Raw genomic sequence first — 14,949 nt, 5'->3', positions numbered from 1 at the left:
ATCTACTTTTTTGCGTTTAGTTTTTCAACCTCGTCGCAAATTTCTTTTACGCCCTCAAACGCTCGTTCGGGTAGCGCCTTTAGCTCATCCTCGCTAATTTTTGGATCGACTAGCGCAAAATGCGCGGTTTTTATCTGCGCGGCGATAAAGTCGGCTAGCCCTACTTTTTCTTGCTCCCCGTCTTTTTGCATAGTAGCGATAACTTCGTTTCTCTCGGCTATCGTGAGCGGGCGGATTTTTACCTCGCCGCCCCACGCCTTGACGTTTACGACCTTTTCCTCTGCGCTAAAATTCTCTTTTATATTCTGAAGTTTTAACATTATGCCGCCGCCTTAATGGTAGGTTCGCCGATCACTTCAGCTGCGAATTCCGCCTGGGTTTTGCCGTCTTTTTCGCCCTTAACGCTAAATTTAGATAGCCTTACGGTAAACAGATAGGTCGTGCCGTTCGCGCCTCTTGAATTGTTTAGCTCGAGGATAAGTCCGATATTTTTATTTGCTTTAAACGCTTCTTCAAGCTTATTTATACCGTCGCTTGCGCTTGGGTCGTAAAGCACGGTCGCACTCATAGCTCCGTACTCGACTGATCCCGTAGACACCATTTGCGAAAAATCCTTGTCGTTAATCGGCTTATATTTTTTAACCTCTCTAGTGGCCTCATAAACCGTCGGAAAATCATCGAGATGACCTACCGCTACGGACGATGTTACGGTCGTAGGAAAACTTGTGTTTGTAGCCAAATCGGCAACCTTGACAGATATGCCGGTATAATCGGGACTTGTTGATACTGATGGCATTTTATGCTCCTTGTAGTAAATTTAAATTTTTAATCTATTCTATTTTGTTTTTAGGGGGAATCGGGAGAAGTCAAACGAAAAATTCAAGCTCAATAGTTAAAAATATAAACCCGTCCTCTTTGTCCGTGTCGCATTTGATAGAAGTTACGGGGCGTTCAAAGTCTAAAAGCGCATTTATGATCTTTTCTTTTAGCGCTTCGCTCTCTTTAAAGGTTTTCGTGTATACGTCAAGCTCTATTAAATAATCAGTCTGTATCACTCCGCCGTTAACGGCTAGTTTTTCGCTTTGGTCGTTTATCTGATAGACGATATACGGGACGTCGGCTTTGGCGTCGGCCTCATAGGCAAACACTTTAACGCCCGTCTTTGTTTCTAAATGCCTTGCTAATTTAATTATAGCCATCCGTTTTTCCTTAAAAACTCGTCTATGTGCTTCTCGGCTATCTCGTGCATTTTTGGCTCAACCGCGTTTAGCGCATTTTGTAAAAAGTTTTGCGCTTCTTGGTACTTAGTGCCGCGTTCGACGAAATAAGCATAGTAGCCGTCGGTTTTGGTTTGGGCTTTGTTCGTGCGGATTTTTTTACCCGCTTTTAGCGCGTCTTTAAATTTCTTAGTTATGTTTTTACTTCGCCTTACCAAAACTGCAACCCTAATAACGCCCTTGTCTTTGCTTCGGCTAGGCACGGCCACGATATGAGCCTTTAAGATGCCGCTTTTTTCGGGAGCATTTTTGCGCGCGATCTTTCGCACCTGCCTTGCTACGTCCATTGCCGCCCCCTTTAAAACCTTTTTCTGTACTCTCTCCGGCAGTTCTTTTACTTTGTCTATTAGATTAAGAAGCTTGTCAAAGCCCGCTATCTCAGTGCTCATTTTCAGTCGCCAGCAAAATCAATTTTTCGTTTTTTTCGAGCGGATTTATTACGCTCTTTACTTCGAATTTTCGCTCATTAAAAAGTATTTGCGTTGTTACGCCGATACTCTTTAAAAAGCGAATTTCTATCTTATGCGTGATCTGCATATTCTCTTGATTTCGTAAGTATTTCTCATTTGCGCTAATAGGCTCTATACTAGCCCAAACCTTGGCTAAATCCGCATAGCCTTTTTCAACCTCGCCGTATTCGTTTCGCACGGATTGAAGCGTTTGTAAAGTAATTAAGTGCCTAAGCCTGCCGATTCTCATTAAAACCGCCTTACCTTGAATTGGTCTAAAACGACGTCTATGTGAGATTTGTCAAATTTTGAAACTATAGTACCGACGGCTACGTTTTCTCTATTCTCGTACCACGAAGCGATTTTGTTTAGCGCCCAAATTTTAATAATCTGCGGTATCGTTTCGTACCCGGCTCTAAATTCCACCTCGCCCGACGTCATGCCTAAAATTTGCGCCGTTTGCCTATCCCATAATACGCTTGCATTTTGCGGTTTAGATATTTGTATTACCGGGCTTTTAGGAAGGATTGCCGCTTCGTTTAGAAAGGTCGCCCTGAATTTTTTCGGCATTAAAACGCGATCCGTATGGTTTTCAAAGAACTGCTCGGCTGCCAAAATAAGCGACTTTAAAAGCCCGTCTTCTTCGTCGCCGATTACTCTTAGCCAGCTCTTGACCTCGTCTAGGGTTAAAAAGAGAGCGTCGCCGCCCTCTAAGATTTCGAGCTTCATTTATTTCATCTTAAAGCTTTTAACGGCATCTGCCATAGTTAGCTTGCCGTCTACGCGCTTGTGAATTCTAAAGCCGACCTGCCCGTTACCTGCGTATAGCTCGTTTAGGCGCTGTAAGCCCATTGAGCCACGGTCTGCGATTTGATAATACTTCAAGTCGCCGAAAATCGCGGGAGTTTTGCCGGTAGTTAGCTCGTTACCCATAAACTCGCTCACGTAGACAGGATGCCCCAGTAGCGTATTAGGCGCATCGGACGTAAAGCCCTGTTGCCAAATATACTGCTCGTTTTTATCCTTAAGTTTTCTTACTTCTCGCTCGAATACGTCGGAAACCAACCAGACGCCGTTTTGTCTGTAGCCTACCGCTACGCTGTAAAGCATATCTATTAGCTCATCAGACGTAAATTTGCCCGCCGCCGCAGTAGTTATGCCCGTAGTTATGCCGTCAAGCAACCCTTTTGGCTTTTGCGTTCCGTTACCGCCAATAAACGCCTCTTCTTCAAGCACGGCAATGCCGTCCGCCATTTTGCGCCTAACATAGCTTTCAACGTTAATTGCGCTATCGTTTAGTAGCTCCTCGCTGATTTTGATGATGCCGCCACCTTTATGCGCGCCGATTTGGATCTGCGCAAAGTTTATCCCAGTTTCAGAGTATGCCTCAGCCTCGCCTAGCCATCTAAACTGCGGTCGCGTTGCCTCGATAGGGATTAAATTTGTGTTCTCGGTCGTCATTACCGAACAAAGGCGGCGCAGCAAGCACTCTTTGTTTAAAAGCTCTATTACGGAGGTTTGAAACGTTTTTGGCACGGTGTAGCCGCCGTTTGCGTCGACAGTCGATAGCGCGTCTCTCTCATAAGGCACGCCCCTAACGTAGCGCCAAAAGTTAGCATCCGGATCATCGGCGCTTTTTTGCTGCACGGTCTCGGGTACGGCAGACATAAACTCGTCATTTCTAATTAGCGATTCAAGTCTCTTAATCTCGCCGCTCATTCTCTCAAAATCGGCCTCCATCGCGTCGTATTTAGCGTTTTCCTCTTCGGTCGTAGCTCTGTTTTCTTTAGCCGCGCCGTCTAAAATGCCGCGCATATTAGCAAGCAGCGCGCCTGCCTTATCTTTTAGTTCTTGTAGTCTTTTCTTCATAACTGAAGCTCCTTTAGTTTTAGATTTAGGCTTCTTGCTTTCGCCTTTTGATAAGCCGATATTTCGGCAACTCTTTCGTCCTCTCGCTTTTTAGCACCCTTGTCCGCGCCTTTCCAAACTGCGCTTAGCTCCAAGATATTAAATTTAGTCACGAGTACGTCATCTATCTTGTCCCCTTTTGTCTTTTTAAAATCTTTAACGCTGTAGCCTATGCTTACGTCGCTTAAGACGCCGTCCGCGTATTTGCGATAAATCTTTTGGCTGTCTTCATCGCTTGCAAAAACGCACTCGCATACTAGCTCGCCGTTTTCCTCTCTGACGTTTTCTACTCTAGCTATGGCGTTATCGACGCTTGGGTTGTGGTCTTTAAACATCGTCTTTAGTTCGCCAAACTGCGCGCCTTTGACGTCTAGCGTCTCCGTGTAGTATCTGCCGCTCGCCCAGTCAAAGCGCGTGCAGGCGTTATCCGAGCTTACGATCACGAAATTTAAAGTTTTCGTTTCGTCGTTTGAGCTTTTTAGACTCGCTTTTCGTTGCAAAATTTCACTCATTACTATCCTTTTCTTGGGCTTTGCCCGCTTCGTCCATATTTAGCGGCTGAAGATAAATATCGCCGTTTTCGATAGGGTTTAAATCCTCCAATTCTCTTATCTCGTTTGCGCTATAAACGCCCATATTGCGCCCTAAATTGTAAGCCTCAAAGCGGCTTTTCATATCGCCGCGCGTGATCGCGTTGATATTAAATTTAAAATAATATTTGTCCCACTCGTCAGGCGTTAAAAGTCTATGATTTAGCGCTTTTTCTATCTTTACCACGAGCGGCAAGATGGTAAACTCGGCAAATTCCTTACTTTGCTGCTCGATATTTGAAAACGTGGCTTTGCTTAAATCGGCTATCATATGCGGCGGCACCCTAAACATCCTTGCGATGTCGGTTACCTGAAAATCCCTAAGCTCCAAAAATTGCGCGTCTTTGTTTGGAATACTTATGCCTTTATATGTCGCCCCAGCTTCTAAAATAGCCGTTTTGTAAGCGTTTTCGTTTGAGTAGGCCTTGTGCCAAGAAGTTTTCATTCTTTCGTAGGCCTCGTTATTTAGCTCCTGCGGAATTTCAATCACGCCGTTTGGTAGCGCAGCGTTTTTAAAGAAATTTCTGCCGTGATTTTCGGCTACTTGCGTAAGCTCTAGCGACGCTCTGCATTTTGCGACGGGGCTTAACCCGTTTAGCCCGTCAATCGTGAAATAAGGGATATTTACCACATCTTCGAGCGAAAATTTAAAAGTACCTTTTTTGCTCGTATAGGTATAATAAATTTCGTCGTCGTCGTTAATGGTTACTCTGCTAGGGTCTAAAAACTCTATGCTCGCCACCGCACCGTTTCTAGCTCTTACAGGGCGCAAAAATGCGTTACCGCGAAGCAGCATAGAGGTTAAAACTGCCTCTAAGAACTGCGCAATATTCATTTTCTCGTTTGGCGCGATCTTGATTAAATTTCTTATGGGGTGGTTTACGGCCGGCTCTTTGCCTTTGCCTCTTTTCTCGTAGATTTCAAAAGGCAATGTGGCGATAGTCTCGCTGATGGCTCTAACGCAAGCATAAACGGCCGATATTCTCATCGCGCTATCGGCGGTTATAGACACCCCGCCGTTTGCCGTCGGCGCAAACATCTCGCCCGTTTCGCTACGCGTTAGTTTCGGTAAATTTTTCTTTTTTAAAAATCCAAACATCAGCCTACTTTTTATTTTTTTGCTCATACTAGCGGTTTTTTAGGGGGAATCGGGAGAAGTCAAGGTAATATCTTTCTGATAACGCAGAATTTAATAATACAATAGTAATTAAAAGATATTTTTAAGTAATTATTTGATATAATTTGATTATCAAAGGGGTTAAAGCCTTTGAAATAAAAAACGAAAGGAAAAAAGATGAAAACGTTTGACGTCTTAAGGTTGGTAGCAACAATCTTACAGATAGCTTTTTACATAGCGGCCTTTATCAAGCTGCTATCATAAAGCTCAAACTAGCCCGCAGGTTGCGGGATTTTCATCTTTTACTTTCGTTATTATATCACAAAGGAGCTAAAATGAGCTTAGAATTTATCTTGATTTTGATTTTGAGCGCTTGGGTCGGAGTAAACGAGTGGCGACTCGAACGTATCGAAAAGAAGCTAAAAAATGACTAGAGCGGAGTTTACGGCTTGGCTAAAAAAGCTAAATTTAGACAAAAAAGGGCTGTCAGCAATGACGGGGCTTAGTTATAATTCGATAAACAACTGGAATGGCGAAAATAAACCATTCCCGTCGTGGATTAGAAGCTGGTTTGAAAACTATGAAATGGCGCAAAAATATAAGGCGCTCAAAGAGGCGCTAGGCGACTAAAAGCTTCTAATGTCGCCCGTCAGGTATGGACTGGTCTCGGACGTTTGCGCCTCGCAAACTAGCCTGATGCCGTTTGCCATTACCAAAGCGACGACCCCGTCTATACGCTCACGCGCCTTTTTCTTGTCCGGCTTTACGTTTTCGGCGGAGTCTATTTGCAGATCGACGTTCGAAACCATCCACCTAAGCACGGGGTTATCGAAGTGGTTTAGCTTTTTGGATAGCGCAAGCGCGAAAATATCTTTTGTCGGAGCCGACATCGAGCCAAAGCCCTGCCCAAACGGCGTAAGCTCTAGCCCCTCATTGGTTAAATTTGTTATGATTTTTGCAGAATTCCACCTATCGTAGGCAGTACATTTTATGTTAAATCTCTCGTTTATCTCTAAAATATCCCTCTGAACCTCGTCATAGTCGATAACGTTCCCTTGCGTGGCGCGGATAAAGCCTTTGTTTATCCAGTCAATATACGGCACGCGGTCTTTTTTGGCTCGCGCGCTTGCGTTTTCAAACGGTACCCAAAAAAACGGCGTTATGTGGAAAATGCCGTCCAGGTGCGACATTATGACGTAGGCGGTAATGTCGGTAGTAGAGCTTAAATCAAGCCCCGCGTAGGAAACGGCGGTATTTAGCCTTTTTGCGTCAAAATTTGGGATAAAATTTTTCTGCCATACGTCGTCTCTTATCCAGGATGCGGAGCTGTTGCACCAAATGTTTAAGTGCTTAGTCTTAAAGCTATTTTCATCCTCGGCATTTGAAGCGGCTTTTAAGAACCTATCTCGTAAATTTTCAAGCCTAACGCCATACCCTAGCGCGGGATTTGCCTTTATCCATTCGCTTTCGTCTTGCCATTTTTCGGGGTCTGCCTCAAAGATCATACTATAAAAGCTATCGTCTTTGATGATGCCCGCTTTTACTTGTTTGGCATAGTCGTATTTGCGCTTCATCTCGCCTTGTAGGTTATAGCCCGCGGTCGAGATGATAAAAGCTAGCGGGTTGTCTCTGTTTATCTGCCCCTCTTCAAGCACTCGCCAAAGCTCGCCGTCCTTTGCGGCGTGAAGCTCGTCATAAACGAACACGTAAGGCTTTAGCCCGTCTTTGGTGTCGGCATTTGCCGTCAGGACCTTTACGAAATCCAAAAAATCGCCATTTTTCTCGATAGTCTTCGTGCTTTTGTATGTCGTAGACATCGCCTTTAGGCTACGGTTTCGCCTTAGCATCGAGTCGGTAGCGTTAAAAATGATTTTTGCCTGCTCGGTTTCGTTGGCGGCGCAATAAATTTCTTTGCCTTTTTCGGCGTCGATAAAAAGAAAAAATAGCAAAATAGCCGCAATCAGCTCGGTTTTGCCGTTTTTGCGCGGCAAAAATAATAGCGCCGTCTTATACCGACGCGTTCCGCCCTCTCTTGAATAAGTCGCTACTACGTCGATGATAAACTCTATCTGAAAAGGCAAGAGCTGGAAAGGCTGATCGGCAAATTTGCCGGCGGTATGTTTTAATAGCGAGATAAAATTTATCGCTTTTAGTGCGATCTCTTCATCGATAAAATAAGGCGTGCCTTTTAATTCGGCTTGTTTTTTTGCAATAACGCGTTTTGCATCCACGATGATCTTGTCGCGCGGTATGAGGTTTAAGATTTTAGCCATTTAATAATTTTTCCATTTCGTCTATTTCGATTATTTCGCTTATTTTTAGCCCCTTGCGGTTGCCTGCTCCTAACCCTAAAGCTTTAGCCAAATTTAGTTTTGCGGCCAAAAAATCGGCGTAAATTTTTGTGAGCGGGTGCGGCTTTTCGTTCCCCTTGTCGTCGTAGGTCGTAAAATTTTCTCGCATCTGCGCGGCTACCTCGTCAAGCTTGATCTCGGTTAGACAGTATGAGTAAATAAGCGACTTGTCGCAAATTTCATAAAGTCCTATTTCTTTTAGCTCTTTGACGACTGCGCTCATACGCTCTTTTAGGCTTGATTCATTTGCCATCGCGTCGCTAGCTGTGACGGGCAAATTTGCCGTTTGCGGTTTGTCTGCTTTTTTGGCTTCGTTTTTGACTATCAGCTCGGTGCGTTTTTCGCTTTTTTTGGCTCTAAAATTTGCGTTGGGTTTTTTGCTAGCCCGATCTTTTTCTCGCCTATCTTTTAGTTCTAAAATTTCATCCTTTGGGTAAAATACGTTTTTCCATTCCTTTATCGTACTTACCCCGTGCCGCTTTGCTATTCGGCTCATAGTTTCGGCTGATTTTATGCCTAAAATATCCATAGCCTCAGCTTTTGACAATAAATCGTCGCTTGACTTACCGTTTATCACTTGACTTTGTTCTCACTTGACTTTATTAATTTCTCAAAAATACGGCGCGCAAAAAATGAAATGCACCCGTCCGATGTTTCGCCGTCTCGGTCGTAGAGATTTGACCTGCCCCTACCCATCATTTTTTAAATTTCTCCTCATCCTGCGCAGTCTTTTTGTTGTGACAACTCCTGCAAAGCCCTTGCAGGTTATCAAGGTTTAGCGTAGCGCCGCCGTGTTCTATCGGCACAATATGGTCTATTATCTGCGTAGGCTTGCCGCACGCTACACAAAAGGGCTGCCTAGCTTTGACTATGGCTCGCACCGCTTTCCACTCTTTGCTTTGGTAGAATTTGTCCGCTTCCTTGTTTCTACCAAAAACGTTATACATCTTGTTTGCTCCCGCGCTAGCGCTCGCTCTGCACCGCTCGCACGCTCTCTCGTTTATCTTTATCTTTGCCCCGCATTTACAGCGTTTAAATAGCGTCGGCATCTTATCCTCTCACTTTGTAAAATCCGATCGTAGTCTTATCGGTCAATTGATAAAATTCATCAAACTCCGCTTTATCTGCGGTACGCACCGGCATAGCTACGTAATTACCGCTATTGATTAGTTTTCTCACATATTTCGGTGGCTTTACGAATAACGACGATCCCAATAGCCTTATTTCGGCCTTTAGCTTCTTCTCGTTTGTATTCTTAAAGAAATTTTTACCCAATGAAAAAAATCTTATCAAATCCGCATTGTGATAAAACCCCTCAATGTGGTTCATCACTCGCCCGCCTCATAAATCATAACTCTTATCCCGCCGCTTGCGCCGTATTCGTAGCGGCAGCTCCCGCTTACGTATTTGTCGTTTTTAAATAACGCGTCCAGTACTCCTTTGGCTACGTTGTCCGTGTCGCCGTGCGTTTTGTCTTTGTATATCGCTACGGTCTCCACGAAGTACGCCCCGCTTAGCTCCGGCACGGCGTGCCAGTCTTTGCCGCGCCTGATTATTCTTTTGGGCGCGTCCGGATTAGATGCGCAAAAGGTATCTCCCAACAAAGTTTTCCATTCGAGATATTTTTTATAATCCTTACTTACGAATTTAGCCCTCTGCGTCGTCCTTTTATACGGCACCGGGTTATACTCTAGCCCCGTTATCTCAAACTTATAAACTAGCTTCATATTCCGCCCAATTCTCATCGGCTAGCTCCTCGTATTTTTCTATACTCTCGTGTTTGTGATCGTGACACCAATCGTGGCAAGCTCTACATACAGCTATTTGTTTGCGGTCGTCTTTGTCCGCCCCATAACAGCCGTATCTCACGTGATGCGCGTCGTCGCTCGGAGCTTTGCCGCATATTTGGCAAACGGGGTATTCGTATGCTAGGAATTGCCTAAATTTTAGATTTTCGGTTTTGGATAGTTTCAAAACAACATCCCTTGCTCGCCTTTTACTCTTAGCTCGCCCTCGCTCAATATTTCCTCTTGTGCTTCTCCGCCCGCAATTTTTATTCTCACGATATTTCGCACAAAATCAACCATCCATACCTCGTAAAATAGTGTTGCACCTTTTGGTCTAAACTCTAGTTTCATACTGCCGTCCTTATGGCTAGCATTGCGCCGACTTTAGGGCTGATAGGCAGCGGCGCGTCCGGGTCTTTGTTTATTTTGTCGATGATTTGATCTTGCCCTTTTTCGCGTAGCTCTATTTCTTGCTTTTTAGCTTGGTATCTGGCCGAATTTTCTACGCTGATAAATTTAACCTCGCCTATTCGGTATTGATGATTAAATAGCCACTCAAACACCGCCTGCGTATCCTCGCCGCTTAGCTTAGGGTATTTACCGTAGCTATTCACGGAGAATTTATTTATTATGTCGCCATCCTCGTCGATAGCTAGCCGCACCACGTCGTAAAACGGCGGCACTCCGTAGCAAAACTCCTGCCCTTTGTACGCTTGCCTGATAAAATCGATCATCGCCTCAAGGCTATCAAAGGCGTATTTGCCTTGCTTTATCGCCTCTTTGGCTAGGATAGTCTTATACGCGGTGATAGCTTTTTTCATCGCTAGCTCTTTGCTTACGTAGCGCTCCAAAAATTGCAGCCTAAATTTGAAAAAATCCATAAGCCTGCTATCGGGGATGTCTCTAATTTCGTCCTCGTAAATCATCGCTTGGACTTTGTTGCACTCCACCGCTTGCATTATCAGCTCGACCCTATCTATCGCCATAATCTGCCCCTAGTTCTAGTATTTCGCACTCTATCGCGTCGTTGCTCCTAAACCCGAAACGCGCTAAATCGTCATAATCTACCGTCGTCGCATCCTGCCTTTTGTCTTTTGCAATAGGCGGCGATCCTCTTTTAGCTATTCGCTCCGCCTCGGTTCTTTGCCAGTTGCGCATAGACGCTCGCCAATCTTTCATAGGGGCTTTGCCTACCGCCCAGCCCTTGCTTTCGTAGAAGTCGTAAAACGCGGAGCAATCGACGAGATTTAAATTTGTCTCTTGCTTGTAGGTTTCAAGTTCTTTTAGGGTCGGTTTTTTAAATCGCTTAGGTTCGGGGTCGGGCTTCTCGCTCTCACGCGTGCGCACGTGCGTAGAGGCGTTAGCCTCTTCTTTCTCTAACTCTATCTCTTTCTCTATCTCTTTCTCTAGGGTTACGTTTTTGTTACCGCTTGTTACCGCGCTGTTACAATGTAACGCTTTAGCCTCTTTTTGTTTGGCTCTAAATTCCCTAACTCTCTTTGCGCTGTCGCATTCTCCGCCGCTTAGGCTTACAGCTTCGGGCAGTCTCACGTCGTCATCCTCGCCCTTTTGTAATAGCCCCAAGCTCTCAAAAATAGCCATAGCAGCCTTGACGTTGATTTCTTGCTCCCTTATTTTTAGCGCGATCTCGGCTTCTATCGTCGGCTCTATGCCGTCAAAAAATATAACGCCGTCATCGTCTAAGCTTTTTAATAGAAGCTTAAGATAGATGCAGGTGTAGGTATCTCCGCCGGCCACACTTCTTATTTTTAAAATTTTAGGGTCATCGAAAAAATCCTTTTTAAGTTTTATCCAAAATAGTTTTTTACTCACAGCTCACCCCCCGAAATTTGAAATACGCCCTTAATCTTTTCAATGTAGCCGAGCTTTTTAAGCTTAGTTAGCCGCTTGCTGGTAGTAGAATTAGCAAGGCTAAAAAGCTTTGATAGCTCTAATATATCGCCGCTCGGATTACTCGCTAGATACAAAAGCAGTCGCAAGTCCTCAACACTCAATTTTTTATCGAATATCCAGCTATTAGGGCATATTGCGTAGCCGTTGTTTAAATTTTCATTCATTGTTTTTCTCCTTAGGCAACTTGTAGCCGAAACTTAAGGTATAATCGTCTATGATCAATGCGCCGTTTCGCTTAAGACTCTTGACGACCTTATGAAAAGTATTACGGCTAATTTCTGCAGCTTCTATAATCTTTTGAGACCGAATATAAACAAACTCGTCCGTCTCCGCCTTTTTTATTTCGGCTTTAATAAATTCAAATACCGCTTTTTCGCTTTCGTTCATTCCTCATCCCCCTTAAATTTCTCTACCGTCAGCCACGCAAACGCAGCCGACGCAAAAAGGCAAATCGCCAAAAAGCTTAAAATTATCCAAATCAAGAGTGCTAAAAGTTTCATTTCACAGCCTAAATTTGAAGTAATTAATAAGCTCAAACAAAATAATGCCGATCGCAAAAGAGACAATCACAAAATCAATGCTAGGCATTACGCCACCCTCTCAACGGCTTTTAAAATCTCCGCGCTATGCCCCGTAACGGCGTCTTTTTTCGTGCCGACTACTACCAGATAGCCTCGCTCTATCAGCTCGTTTGCGCGACCGCATACGCCGCACTCTTTGAACTTGTACCAGCGCGCTATTTCTTGCCGCGTCGCGCCGTTTGGATGCAATTTAAAGCATTCATATACTTGCGCCCGTTTGCCGTTTAGAAACGGCTTTATGGCGCGATATGCTTTTAACGATGTTTCAGCGATCATTTTTTAGCCTTTTAAATTTGACTTTCATTTAAGCCCTTAGTAGAATTCCAAGCGACCAAGCTAAGAAATTCAAAACAAAGGACTTAAATGACAGACAAAGAAATCGTTCTAGAGCTGACGAAAGCCGTCATAGAAAAACAGACGGCTTTACAGACTATTAATCAAAAAGAATACGCCTCGCTAGTCGGCGATAATATTGCAACCCTTTTTAACACGATCGCTAGCGGCATAAAACCTACTTTGGATAAACTCGCTACTCATAACGAGCAACAAGCCCGCAATAACTAGCTAGCATTTTTACTATCTTAGCTTGGTCGCTCCACTCTAGCTTGTCAAGCCCCTTAATCATCTTTTTTAGCGACTTGCGAAAAGCTTTATTTTTGGCTTTCGCTACTATTTTTTTATCTTCGTTCATCTGCTCTCCTTTTTTAGAAATATCCATAAAAAAGCCCTTTTGCGCTATAATCGATTTGCTAGAAAAATTTAACTCAAAGGGCTTTTTTATGGAAACTTTTTTAAAAAGTTTGATACTGGATAGGTGGTATAAAATGCTAATTGCACTCGGATTTATCGGCGTTATGTATTCTTTATCGTTTAGCGTCAAGGTTCTAAACAACGAGGTTATATTTTTTGGCTCATTGTCGCTGTTTTTTGCGGGCGTAGCGCTGATGGCTATGCAAGTCCCGTTTGCCGAGCCGATGGAAAATTCATATTTTTTAAAGCAATCCACGCGGACTAAATTAAATCTTACGGGCGCGATATTATTTGCTGTATCATTCGTTTTTGCGGGGTTTGCGGCAGCTAGCTTATAACTCATCTTTTAGCCTTTTTGGTATAATCCTTTATCGATTCTAAAGGATTATTTATGTTTGAAGTTTTAGACGCCTCGTTTAAAACCCTTATCCTCAACGGCTTTACGTCCTTTGCTATCTTTCTTACGGTTTTGCTTATATTCTCTTTTGGGTTTGCTTGCGGATTTTTGACGAATAGATATTTCGGCGCCAAGCCGTTTTGGTTTGAAAAAGAATTTATCTGCTTCCTAGAGGACGAGAACGGCAAGGAATTTAAAGTAGACGCCAACGTCCTTTTTAAAAACTCAAAAATAGCCCGCGTAAATTGCCCTTTGTTTAAAAACGGCAAATGCAAAGGCGAGCATAAATGTCTGATACTTGAAAAGCGCGTATAAACTGATCTCATTTTTTAGCCTTTTTGGCTGTCGTTAGCCATAGTTTCAATAACCTTGGCTATCGTTGCCGTCTCTAGTTCTCTATCAATCAAAACGGCCACGAAATCAAGCGCAAATCTCACGACTTCGCTATCGTTTCTAAAACCTTTTTTGTCTTGGATTTTTAGGATGTTTGCTATGTTTTGGTTGGATAGCTTAAAGGTCTTGTTAATATCATACTTAGGCGTTACCATTGTTTGCCTTTCGTAGTATTTTCAGACCGCCGAATAAGTGGGTATTATTCTTCCAAAAGGCATAGAGTTTTTCAGGGCTATCCCATATTTCGGTATCCCAGCCGTAAAGCCTTTTCATAGCATTAGCGTTTTGCGTCGTCGGCGTATTCTTGAAGTGAAACCATAGAGAAACCGCTCCTTGAGTAACTCCGATTTCTTGCGCCACTTGTTTTTGAGTTAAGTTTAAAGTTTTCATAGGCGTAATATTATCATTGATAATTTGAAAACTGGCTTAATTAATATTATCTTTGATAATTTTAAAATTGATAAAATTTAAGAAAGGATTTTAACAATGAATATTCATCAAAAAATTAAGGCTTTTAGACTAGAGGCGGGGCTCACGCAGGCACAGTTTGCAGAGAAGCTAGGGATAACACAAGGGCTTGTAGCGCATTACGAAACACAGCCCGGGGAAATAGGCAAAAATGGCAAAGAGAAAAAATCATCAAAGCCAGAGCTCGAAAAGTTGCCACTAATAGCAGAGATTCTAGGTAAAAACGTCGTAGATTTATTTGATGACGAAACTCAAAGTAAAAGCGACATCGTAAAAAAAGAGCTAAAAGACAATTTCGAAAGGTACGCCCACCTTGTCCCGGAGGATCGCCAATTAAAAGATGCGGTTCTTATCCCGAAGCTTCAGATAGTAGCGGGCGCAGGCAGCGAGGGCTTCTTTGACGTCGCTATGCTAAATACGAAGGGTTACGTTCCCGTCGAGCGACACGTCATAGGCAAACTTAATCCTGAAAATTTAAGGGCTATCGAGATCGTAGGCGATAGTATGGAACCGGAATTTTACGAAGGCGACGTGGCGATAATCGATATGGTAAACCACCGCTACGACTTTGTTAAGATAGCCGGCGTCTATGTCGTGAGGTCTGATGAGGCCGTGTATATCAAAAAAGTAGAATTTATGCCCAGGGGCGGCATAAGGATGATGAGCATAAACAGAAGCTACGGCGACATAACCATAGCTCCCGACGAAAATTTCGAGATTTTAGGCAAAGTTTGTGGAAAGGTACATTACGAGTTTTACAAAGGGTTAGTATTTGACGACCAGGGCATAAAATAGGGCGCCTAGTCGGTAGCTACTCCATAAATTCAAAGAGGTTTTAAATAATCCCTACTACAAAATTTTACAAGGGGTTATGCTCGGGTCAGGAGATAAGGTAGGAGGTGCGAGATGTAGAAAGACTATTTTTAAGACTAAATAAAATAAAACATAAGTTGCTTGAAAAAGCTTT

27 protein-coding genes are annotated in these 14,949 nt (G+C 43.5%); 4 read left to right on the top strand and 23 right to left on the bottom strand.

The window, feature by feature from the left end; all coding sequences use genetic code 11:
- Window positions 1-2 precede the first annotated feature (2 nt).
- The 9 genes from CSUNSWCD_RS10730 to CSUNSWCD_RS10690 form a co-directional block, all read right to left on the bottom strand.
- Entirely contained in the window at window positions 3-320 is a 318-nt protein-coding gene (locus tag CSUNSWCD_RS10730; protein WP_009497319.1) for a hypothetical protein, read from the bottom strand.
- Window positions 320-796, bottom strand: coding sequence for a hypothetical protein (locus CSUNSWCD_RS10725; RefSeq protein ID WP_100223860.1), 477 nt, complete (start codon window positions 794-796; stop codon window positions 320-322). The genes CSUNSWCD_RS10730 and CSUNSWCD_RS10725 overlap by 1 nt, the downstream gene beginning before the upstream one ends.
- A 70-nt stretch (window positions 797-866) precedes the next feature.
- Window positions 867-1,199: a hypothetical protein gene (locus CSUNSWCD_RS10720; protein WP_009497315.1), complete on the bottom strand. Its 333-nt coding sequence runs from the start codon at window positions 1,197-1,199 to the stop codon at window positions 867-869.
- Entirely contained in the window at window positions 1,190-1,666 is a 477-nt protein-coding gene (locus tag CSUNSWCD_RS10715) for an HK97-gp10 family putative phage morphogenesis protein (RefSeq protein WP_009497313.1), read from the bottom strand. Before CSUNSWCD_RS10715 ends, CSUNSWCD_RS10720 begins: the two co-directional genes overlap by 10 nt.
- Complete coding sequence (locus CSUNSWCD_RS10710) at window positions 1,656-1,976, bottom strand: phage head closure protein (RefSeq protein WP_034964914.1); 321 nt, start codon at window positions 1,974-1,976, stop codon at window positions 1,656-1,658. The genes CSUNSWCD_RS10715 and CSUNSWCD_RS10710 overlap by 11 nt, the downstream gene beginning before the upstream one ends.
- A complete protein-coding gene (locus CSUNSWCD_RS10705; protein ID WP_009497309.1) occupies window positions 1,976-2,455 on the bottom strand; it encodes a head-tail connector protein in 480 nt (159 codons plus the stop codon). Before CSUNSWCD_RS10705 ends, CSUNSWCD_RS10710 begins: the two co-directional genes overlap by 1 nt.
- On the bottom strand, window positions 2,456-3,595 hold the full coding sequence (locus CSUNSWCD_RS10700) for a phage major capsid protein (protein WP_009497307.1): 1,140 nt from the start codon (window positions 3,593-3,595) through the stop codon (window positions 2,456-2,458).
- Window positions 3,592-4,146, bottom strand: a complete 555-nt coding sequence (locus CSUNSWCD_RS10695) for an HK97 family phage prohead protease (RefSeq protein ID WP_009497305.1) — start codon at window positions 4,144-4,146, stop codon at window positions 3,592-3,594. Before CSUNSWCD_RS10695 ends, CSUNSWCD_RS10700 begins: the two co-directional genes overlap by 4 nt.
- Entirely contained in the window at window positions 4,139-5,350 is a 1,212-nt protein-coding gene (locus tag CSUNSWCD_RS10690; protein ID WP_009497303.1) for a phage portal protein, read from the bottom strand. Before CSUNSWCD_RS10690 ends, CSUNSWCD_RS10695 begins: the two co-directional genes overlap by 8 nt.
- Window positions 5,351-5,767: 417 nt before the next feature.
- Between CSUNSWCD_RS10690 and CSUNSWCD_RS10685 the strand changes: the two genes are divergently transcribed.
- Window positions 5,768-5,971 (top strand): hypothetical protein, encoded by a 204-nt coding sequence (locus CSUNSWCD_RS10685; protein ID WP_009497299.1) that lies wholly within the window; start codon window positions 5,768-5,770, stop codon window positions 5,969-5,971.
- On the opposite strand, the gene CSUNSWCD_RS10680 is transcribed toward CSUNSWCD_RS10685, so the two are convergent.
- From CSUNSWCD_RS10680 to CSUNSWCD_RS10630, 11 genes are all read right to left on the bottom strand, one after another.
- Window positions 5,968-7,614: a terminase large subunit gene (locus CSUNSWCD_RS10680; RefSeq protein WP_009497297.1), complete on the bottom strand. Its 1,647-nt coding sequence runs from the start codon at window positions 7,612-7,614 to the stop codon at window positions 5,968-5,970. The two genes, CSUNSWCD_RS10685 and CSUNSWCD_RS10680, sit on opposite strands and share 4 nt — an antisense overlap.
- The gene (locus CSUNSWCD_RS10675; RefSeq protein WP_034964912.1) at window positions 7,607-8,221 is read right to left on the bottom strand and encodes a P27 family phage terminase small subunit; all 615 of its coding nucleotides are present in this window, start codon (window positions 8,219-8,221) and stop codon (window positions 7,607-7,609) included. Before CSUNSWCD_RS10675 ends, CSUNSWCD_RS10680 begins: the two co-directional genes overlap by 8 nt.
- Before the next feature lie 166 nt (window positions 8,222-8,387).
- Window positions 8,388-8,741, bottom strand: coding sequence for an HNH endonuclease (locus CSUNSWCD_RS10670; RefSeq protein ID WP_009497293.1), 354 nt, complete (start codon window positions 8,739-8,741; stop codon window positions 8,388-8,390).
- Window positions 8,742-9,020: 279 nt separating this feature from the next.
- Window positions 9,021-9,419 (bottom strand): RusA family crossover junction endodeoxyribonuclease, encoded by a 399-nt coding sequence (locus tag CSUNSWCD_RS10660; protein ID WP_100223859.1) that lies wholly within the window; start codon window positions 9,417-9,419, stop codon window positions 9,021-9,023.
- Window positions 9,403-9,666: a hypothetical protein gene (locus CSUNSWCD_RS10655; RefSeq protein WP_009497287.1), complete on the bottom strand. Its 264-nt coding sequence runs from the start codon at window positions 9,664-9,666 to the stop codon at window positions 9,403-9,405. The genes CSUNSWCD_RS10660 and CSUNSWCD_RS10655 overlap by 17 nt, the downstream gene beginning before the upstream one ends.
- A complete protein-coding gene (locus CSUNSWCD_RS11360) occupies window positions 9,663-9,830 on the bottom strand; it encodes a hypothetical protein (RefSeq protein ID WP_009497285.1) in 168 nt (55 codons plus the stop codon). The genes CSUNSWCD_RS10655 and CSUNSWCD_RS11360 overlap by 4 nt, the downstream gene beginning before the upstream one ends.
- Window positions 9,827-10,465 carry a hypothetical protein gene (locus tag CSUNSWCD_RS10650; RefSeq protein ID WP_009497283.1) on the bottom strand — a complete coding sequence of 213 codons (639 nt, stop codon included), beginning with the start codon at window positions 10,463-10,465 and terminating at the stop codon, window positions 9,827-9,829. The genes CSUNSWCD_RS11360 and CSUNSWCD_RS10650 overlap by 4 nt, the downstream gene beginning before the upstream one ends.
- Window positions 10,452-11,312 carry a phage replisome organizer N-terminal domain-containing protein gene (locus CSUNSWCD_RS10945; protein WP_009497281.1) on the bottom strand — a complete coding sequence of 287 codons (861 nt, stop codon included), beginning with the start codon at window positions 11,310-11,312 and terminating at the stop codon, window positions 10,452-10,454. The genes CSUNSWCD_RS10650 and CSUNSWCD_RS10945 overlap by 14 nt, the downstream gene beginning before the upstream one ends.
- Window positions 11,309-11,557: a MarR family transcriptional regulator gene (locus tag CSUNSWCD_RS10640; RefSeq protein ID WP_009497278.1), complete on the bottom strand. Its 249-nt coding sequence runs from the start codon at window positions 11,555-11,557 to the stop codon at window positions 11,309-11,311. The genes CSUNSWCD_RS10945 and CSUNSWCD_RS10640 overlap by 4 nt, the downstream gene beginning before the upstream one ends.
- The gene (locus CSUNSWCD_RS10635) at window positions 11,550-11,780 is read right to left on the bottom strand and encodes a hypothetical protein (RefSeq protein WP_009497276.1); all 231 of its coding nucleotides are present in this window, start codon (window positions 11,778-11,780) and stop codon (window positions 11,550-11,552) included. Before CSUNSWCD_RS10635 ends, CSUNSWCD_RS10640 begins: the two co-directional genes overlap by 8 nt.
- A 200-nt stretch (window positions 11,781-11,980) precedes the next feature.
- On the bottom strand, window positions 11,981-12,250 hold the full coding sequence (locus CSUNSWCD_RS10630; RefSeq protein WP_009497272.1) for a hypothetical protein: 270 nt from the start codon (window positions 12,248-12,250) through the stop codon (window positions 11,981-11,983).
- Window positions 12,251-12,337: 87 nt separating this feature from the next.
- Here CSUNSWCD_RS10630 and CSUNSWCD_RS10625 point away from each other — a divergent pair, with 87 nt between their 5' ends.
- On the top strand, window positions 12,338-12,538 hold the full coding sequence (locus CSUNSWCD_RS10625; protein WP_009497270.1) for a hypothetical protein: 201 nt from the start codon (window positions 12,338-12,340) through the stop codon (window positions 12,536-12,538).
- Here the strand turns inward: CSUNSWCD_RS10625 and CSUNSWCD_RS10620 are convergent.
- Window positions 12,504-13,067 (bottom strand): hypothetical protein, encoded by a 564-nt coding sequence (locus tag CSUNSWCD_RS10620; RefSeq protein WP_009497268.1) that lies wholly within the window; start codon window positions 13,065-13,067, stop codon window positions 12,504-12,506. The two genes, CSUNSWCD_RS10625 and CSUNSWCD_RS10620, sit on opposite strands and share 35 nt — an antisense overlap.
- Window positions 13,068-13,115: 48 nt before the next feature.
- On the opposite strand from CSUNSWCD_RS10620, the gene CSUNSWCD_RS10615 reads away from it, so the two are divergent.
- Window positions 13,116-13,436, top strand: coding sequence for a hypothetical protein (locus tag CSUNSWCD_RS10615; RefSeq protein WP_009497266.1), 321 nt, complete (start codon window positions 13,116-13,118; stop codon window positions 13,434-13,436).
- 14 nt (window positions 13,437-13,450) lie between these two features.
- On the opposite strand, the gene CSUNSWCD_RS10610 is transcribed toward CSUNSWCD_RS10615, so the two are convergent.
- Both CSUNSWCD_RS10610 and CSUNSWCD_RS10605 read right to left on the bottom strand, forming a co-directional pair.
- Window positions 13,451-13,669, bottom strand: coding sequence for a hypothetical protein (locus CSUNSWCD_RS10610; RefSeq protein WP_009497264.1), 219 nt, complete (start codon window positions 13,667-13,669; stop codon window positions 13,451-13,453).
- On the bottom strand, window positions 13,656-13,904 hold the full coding sequence (locus CSUNSWCD_RS10605) for a helix-turn-helix transcriptional regulator (RefSeq protein WP_034964908.1): 249 nt from the start codon (window positions 13,902-13,904) through the stop codon (window positions 13,656-13,658). Before CSUNSWCD_RS10605 ends, CSUNSWCD_RS10610 begins: the two co-directional genes overlap by 14 nt.
- A gap of 96 nt (window positions 13,905-14,000) precedes the next feature.
- Between CSUNSWCD_RS10605 and CSUNSWCD_RS10600 the strand changes: the two genes are divergently transcribed.
- Window positions 14,001-14,777 (top strand): LexA family transcriptional regulator, encoded by a 777-nt coding sequence (locus CSUNSWCD_RS10600; RefSeq protein WP_009497262.1) that lies wholly within the window; start codon window positions 14,001-14,003, stop codon window positions 14,775-14,777.
- Window positions 14,778-14,949 lie beyond the last annotated feature (172 nt).

The organism is Campylobacter showae CSUNSWCD, assembly GCF_000313615.1.
GTDB classification, from domain to species: domain Bacteria; phylum Campylobacterota; class Campylobacteria; order Campylobacterales; family Campylobacteraceae; genus Campylobacter_A; species Campylobacter_A showae_A.
This window is presented reverse-complemented; position numbering and strand designations above follow the sequence as displayed.

Coding starts and splice junctions, on each gene's coding strand:
- CSUNSWCD_RS10730 (WP_009497319.1), bottom strand. CDS start 320: ATGTTAAAACTTCAGAATATAAAAGAGAATTTTAGCGCAGAGGAAAAG.
- CSUNSWCD_RS10725 (WP_100223860.1), bottom strand. CDS start 796: ATGCCATCAGTATCAACAAGTCCCGATTATACCGGCATATCTGTCAAG.
- CSUNSWCD_RS10720 (WP_009497315.1), bottom strand. CDS start 1,199: ATGGCTATAATTAAATTAGCAAGGCATTTAGAAACAAAGACGGGCGTT.
- CSUNSWCD_RS10715 (WP_009497313.1), bottom strand. CDS start 1,666: ATGAGCACTGAGATAGCGGGCTTTGACAAGCTTCTTAATCTAATAGAC.
- CSUNSWCD_RS10710 (WP_034964914.1), bottom strand. CDS start 1,976: ATGAGAATCGGCAGGCTTAGGCACTTAATTACTTTACAAACGCTTCAA.
- CSUNSWCD_RS10705 (WP_009497309.1), bottom strand. CDS start 2,455: ATGAAGCTCGAAATCTTAGAGGGCGGCGACGCTCTCTTTTTAACCCTA.
- CSUNSWCD_RS10700 (WP_009497307.1), bottom strand. CDS start 3,595: ATGAAGAAAAGACTACAAGAACTAAAAGATAAGGCAGGCGCGCTGCTT.
- CSUNSWCD_RS10695 (WP_009497305.1), bottom strand. CDS start 4,146: ATGAGTGAAATTTTGCAACGAAAAGCGAGTCTAAAAAGCTCAAACGAC.
- CSUNSWCD_RS10690 (WP_009497303.1), bottom strand. CDS start 5,350: ATGAGCAAAAAAATAAAAAGTAGGCTGATGTTTGGATTTTTAAAAAAG.
- CSUNSWCD_RS10685 (WP_009497299.1), top strand. CDS start 5,768: ATGACTAGAGCGGAGTTTACGGCTTGGCTAAAAAAGCTAAATTTAGAC.
- CSUNSWCD_RS10680 (WP_009497297.1), bottom strand. CDS start 7,614: ATGGCTAAAATCTTAAACCTCATACCGCGCGACAAGATCATCGTGGAT.
- CSUNSWCD_RS10675 (WP_034964912.1), bottom strand. CDS start 8,221: ATGGATATTTTAGGCATAAAATCAGCCGAAACTATGAGCCGAATAGCA.
- CSUNSWCD_RS10670 (WP_009497293.1), bottom strand. CDS start 8,741: ATGCCGACGCTATTTAAACGCTGTAAATGCGGGGCAAAGATAAAGATA.
- CSUNSWCD_RS10660 (WP_100223859.1), bottom strand. CDS start 9,419: ATGAAGCTAGTTTATAAGTTTGAGATAACGGGGCTAGAGTATAACCCG.
- CSUNSWCD_RS11360 (WP_009497285.1), bottom strand. CDS start 9,830: ATGAAACTAGAGTTTAGACCAAAAGGTGCAACACTATTTTACGAGGTA.
- CSUNSWCD_RS10650 (WP_009497283.1), bottom strand. CDS start 10,465: ATGGCGATAGATAGGGTCGAGCTGATAATGCAAGCGGTGGAGTGCAAC.
- CSUNSWCD_RS10640 (WP_009497278.1), bottom strand. CDS start 11,557: ATGAATGAAAATTTAAACAACGGCTACGCAATATGCCCTAATAGCTGG.
- CSUNSWCD_RS10635 (WP_009497276.1), bottom strand. CDS start 11,780: ATGAACGAAAGCGAAAAAGCGGTATTTGAATTTATTAAAGCCGAAATA.
- CSUNSWCD_RS10630 (WP_009497272.1), bottom strand. CDS start 12,250: ATGATCGCTGAAACATCGTTAAAAGCATATCGCGCCATAAAGCCGTTT.
- CSUNSWCD_RS10625 (WP_009497270.1), top strand. CDS start 12,338: ATGACAGACAAAGAAATCGTTCTAGAGCTGACGAAAGCCGTCATAGAA.
- CSUNSWCD_RS10620 (WP_009497268.1), bottom strand. CDS start 13,067: ATGAGTTATAAGCTAGCTGCCGCAAACCCCGCAAAAACGAATGATACA.
- CSUNSWCD_RS10615 (WP_009497266.1), top strand. CDS start 13,116: ATGTTTGAAGTTTTAGACGCCTCGTTTAAAACCCTTATCCTCAACGGC.
- CSUNSWCD_RS10610 (WP_009497264.1), bottom strand. CDS start 13,669: ATGGTAACGCCTAAGTATGATATTAACAAGACCTTTAAGCTATCCAAC.
- CSUNSWCD_RS10605 (WP_034964908.1), bottom strand. CDS start 13,904: ATGAAAACTTTAAACTTAACTCAAAAACAAGTGGCGCAAGAAATCGGA.
- CSUNSWCD_RS10600 (WP_009497262.1), top strand. CDS start 14,001: ATGAATATTCATCAAAAAATTAAGGCTTTTAGACTAGAGGCGGGGCTC.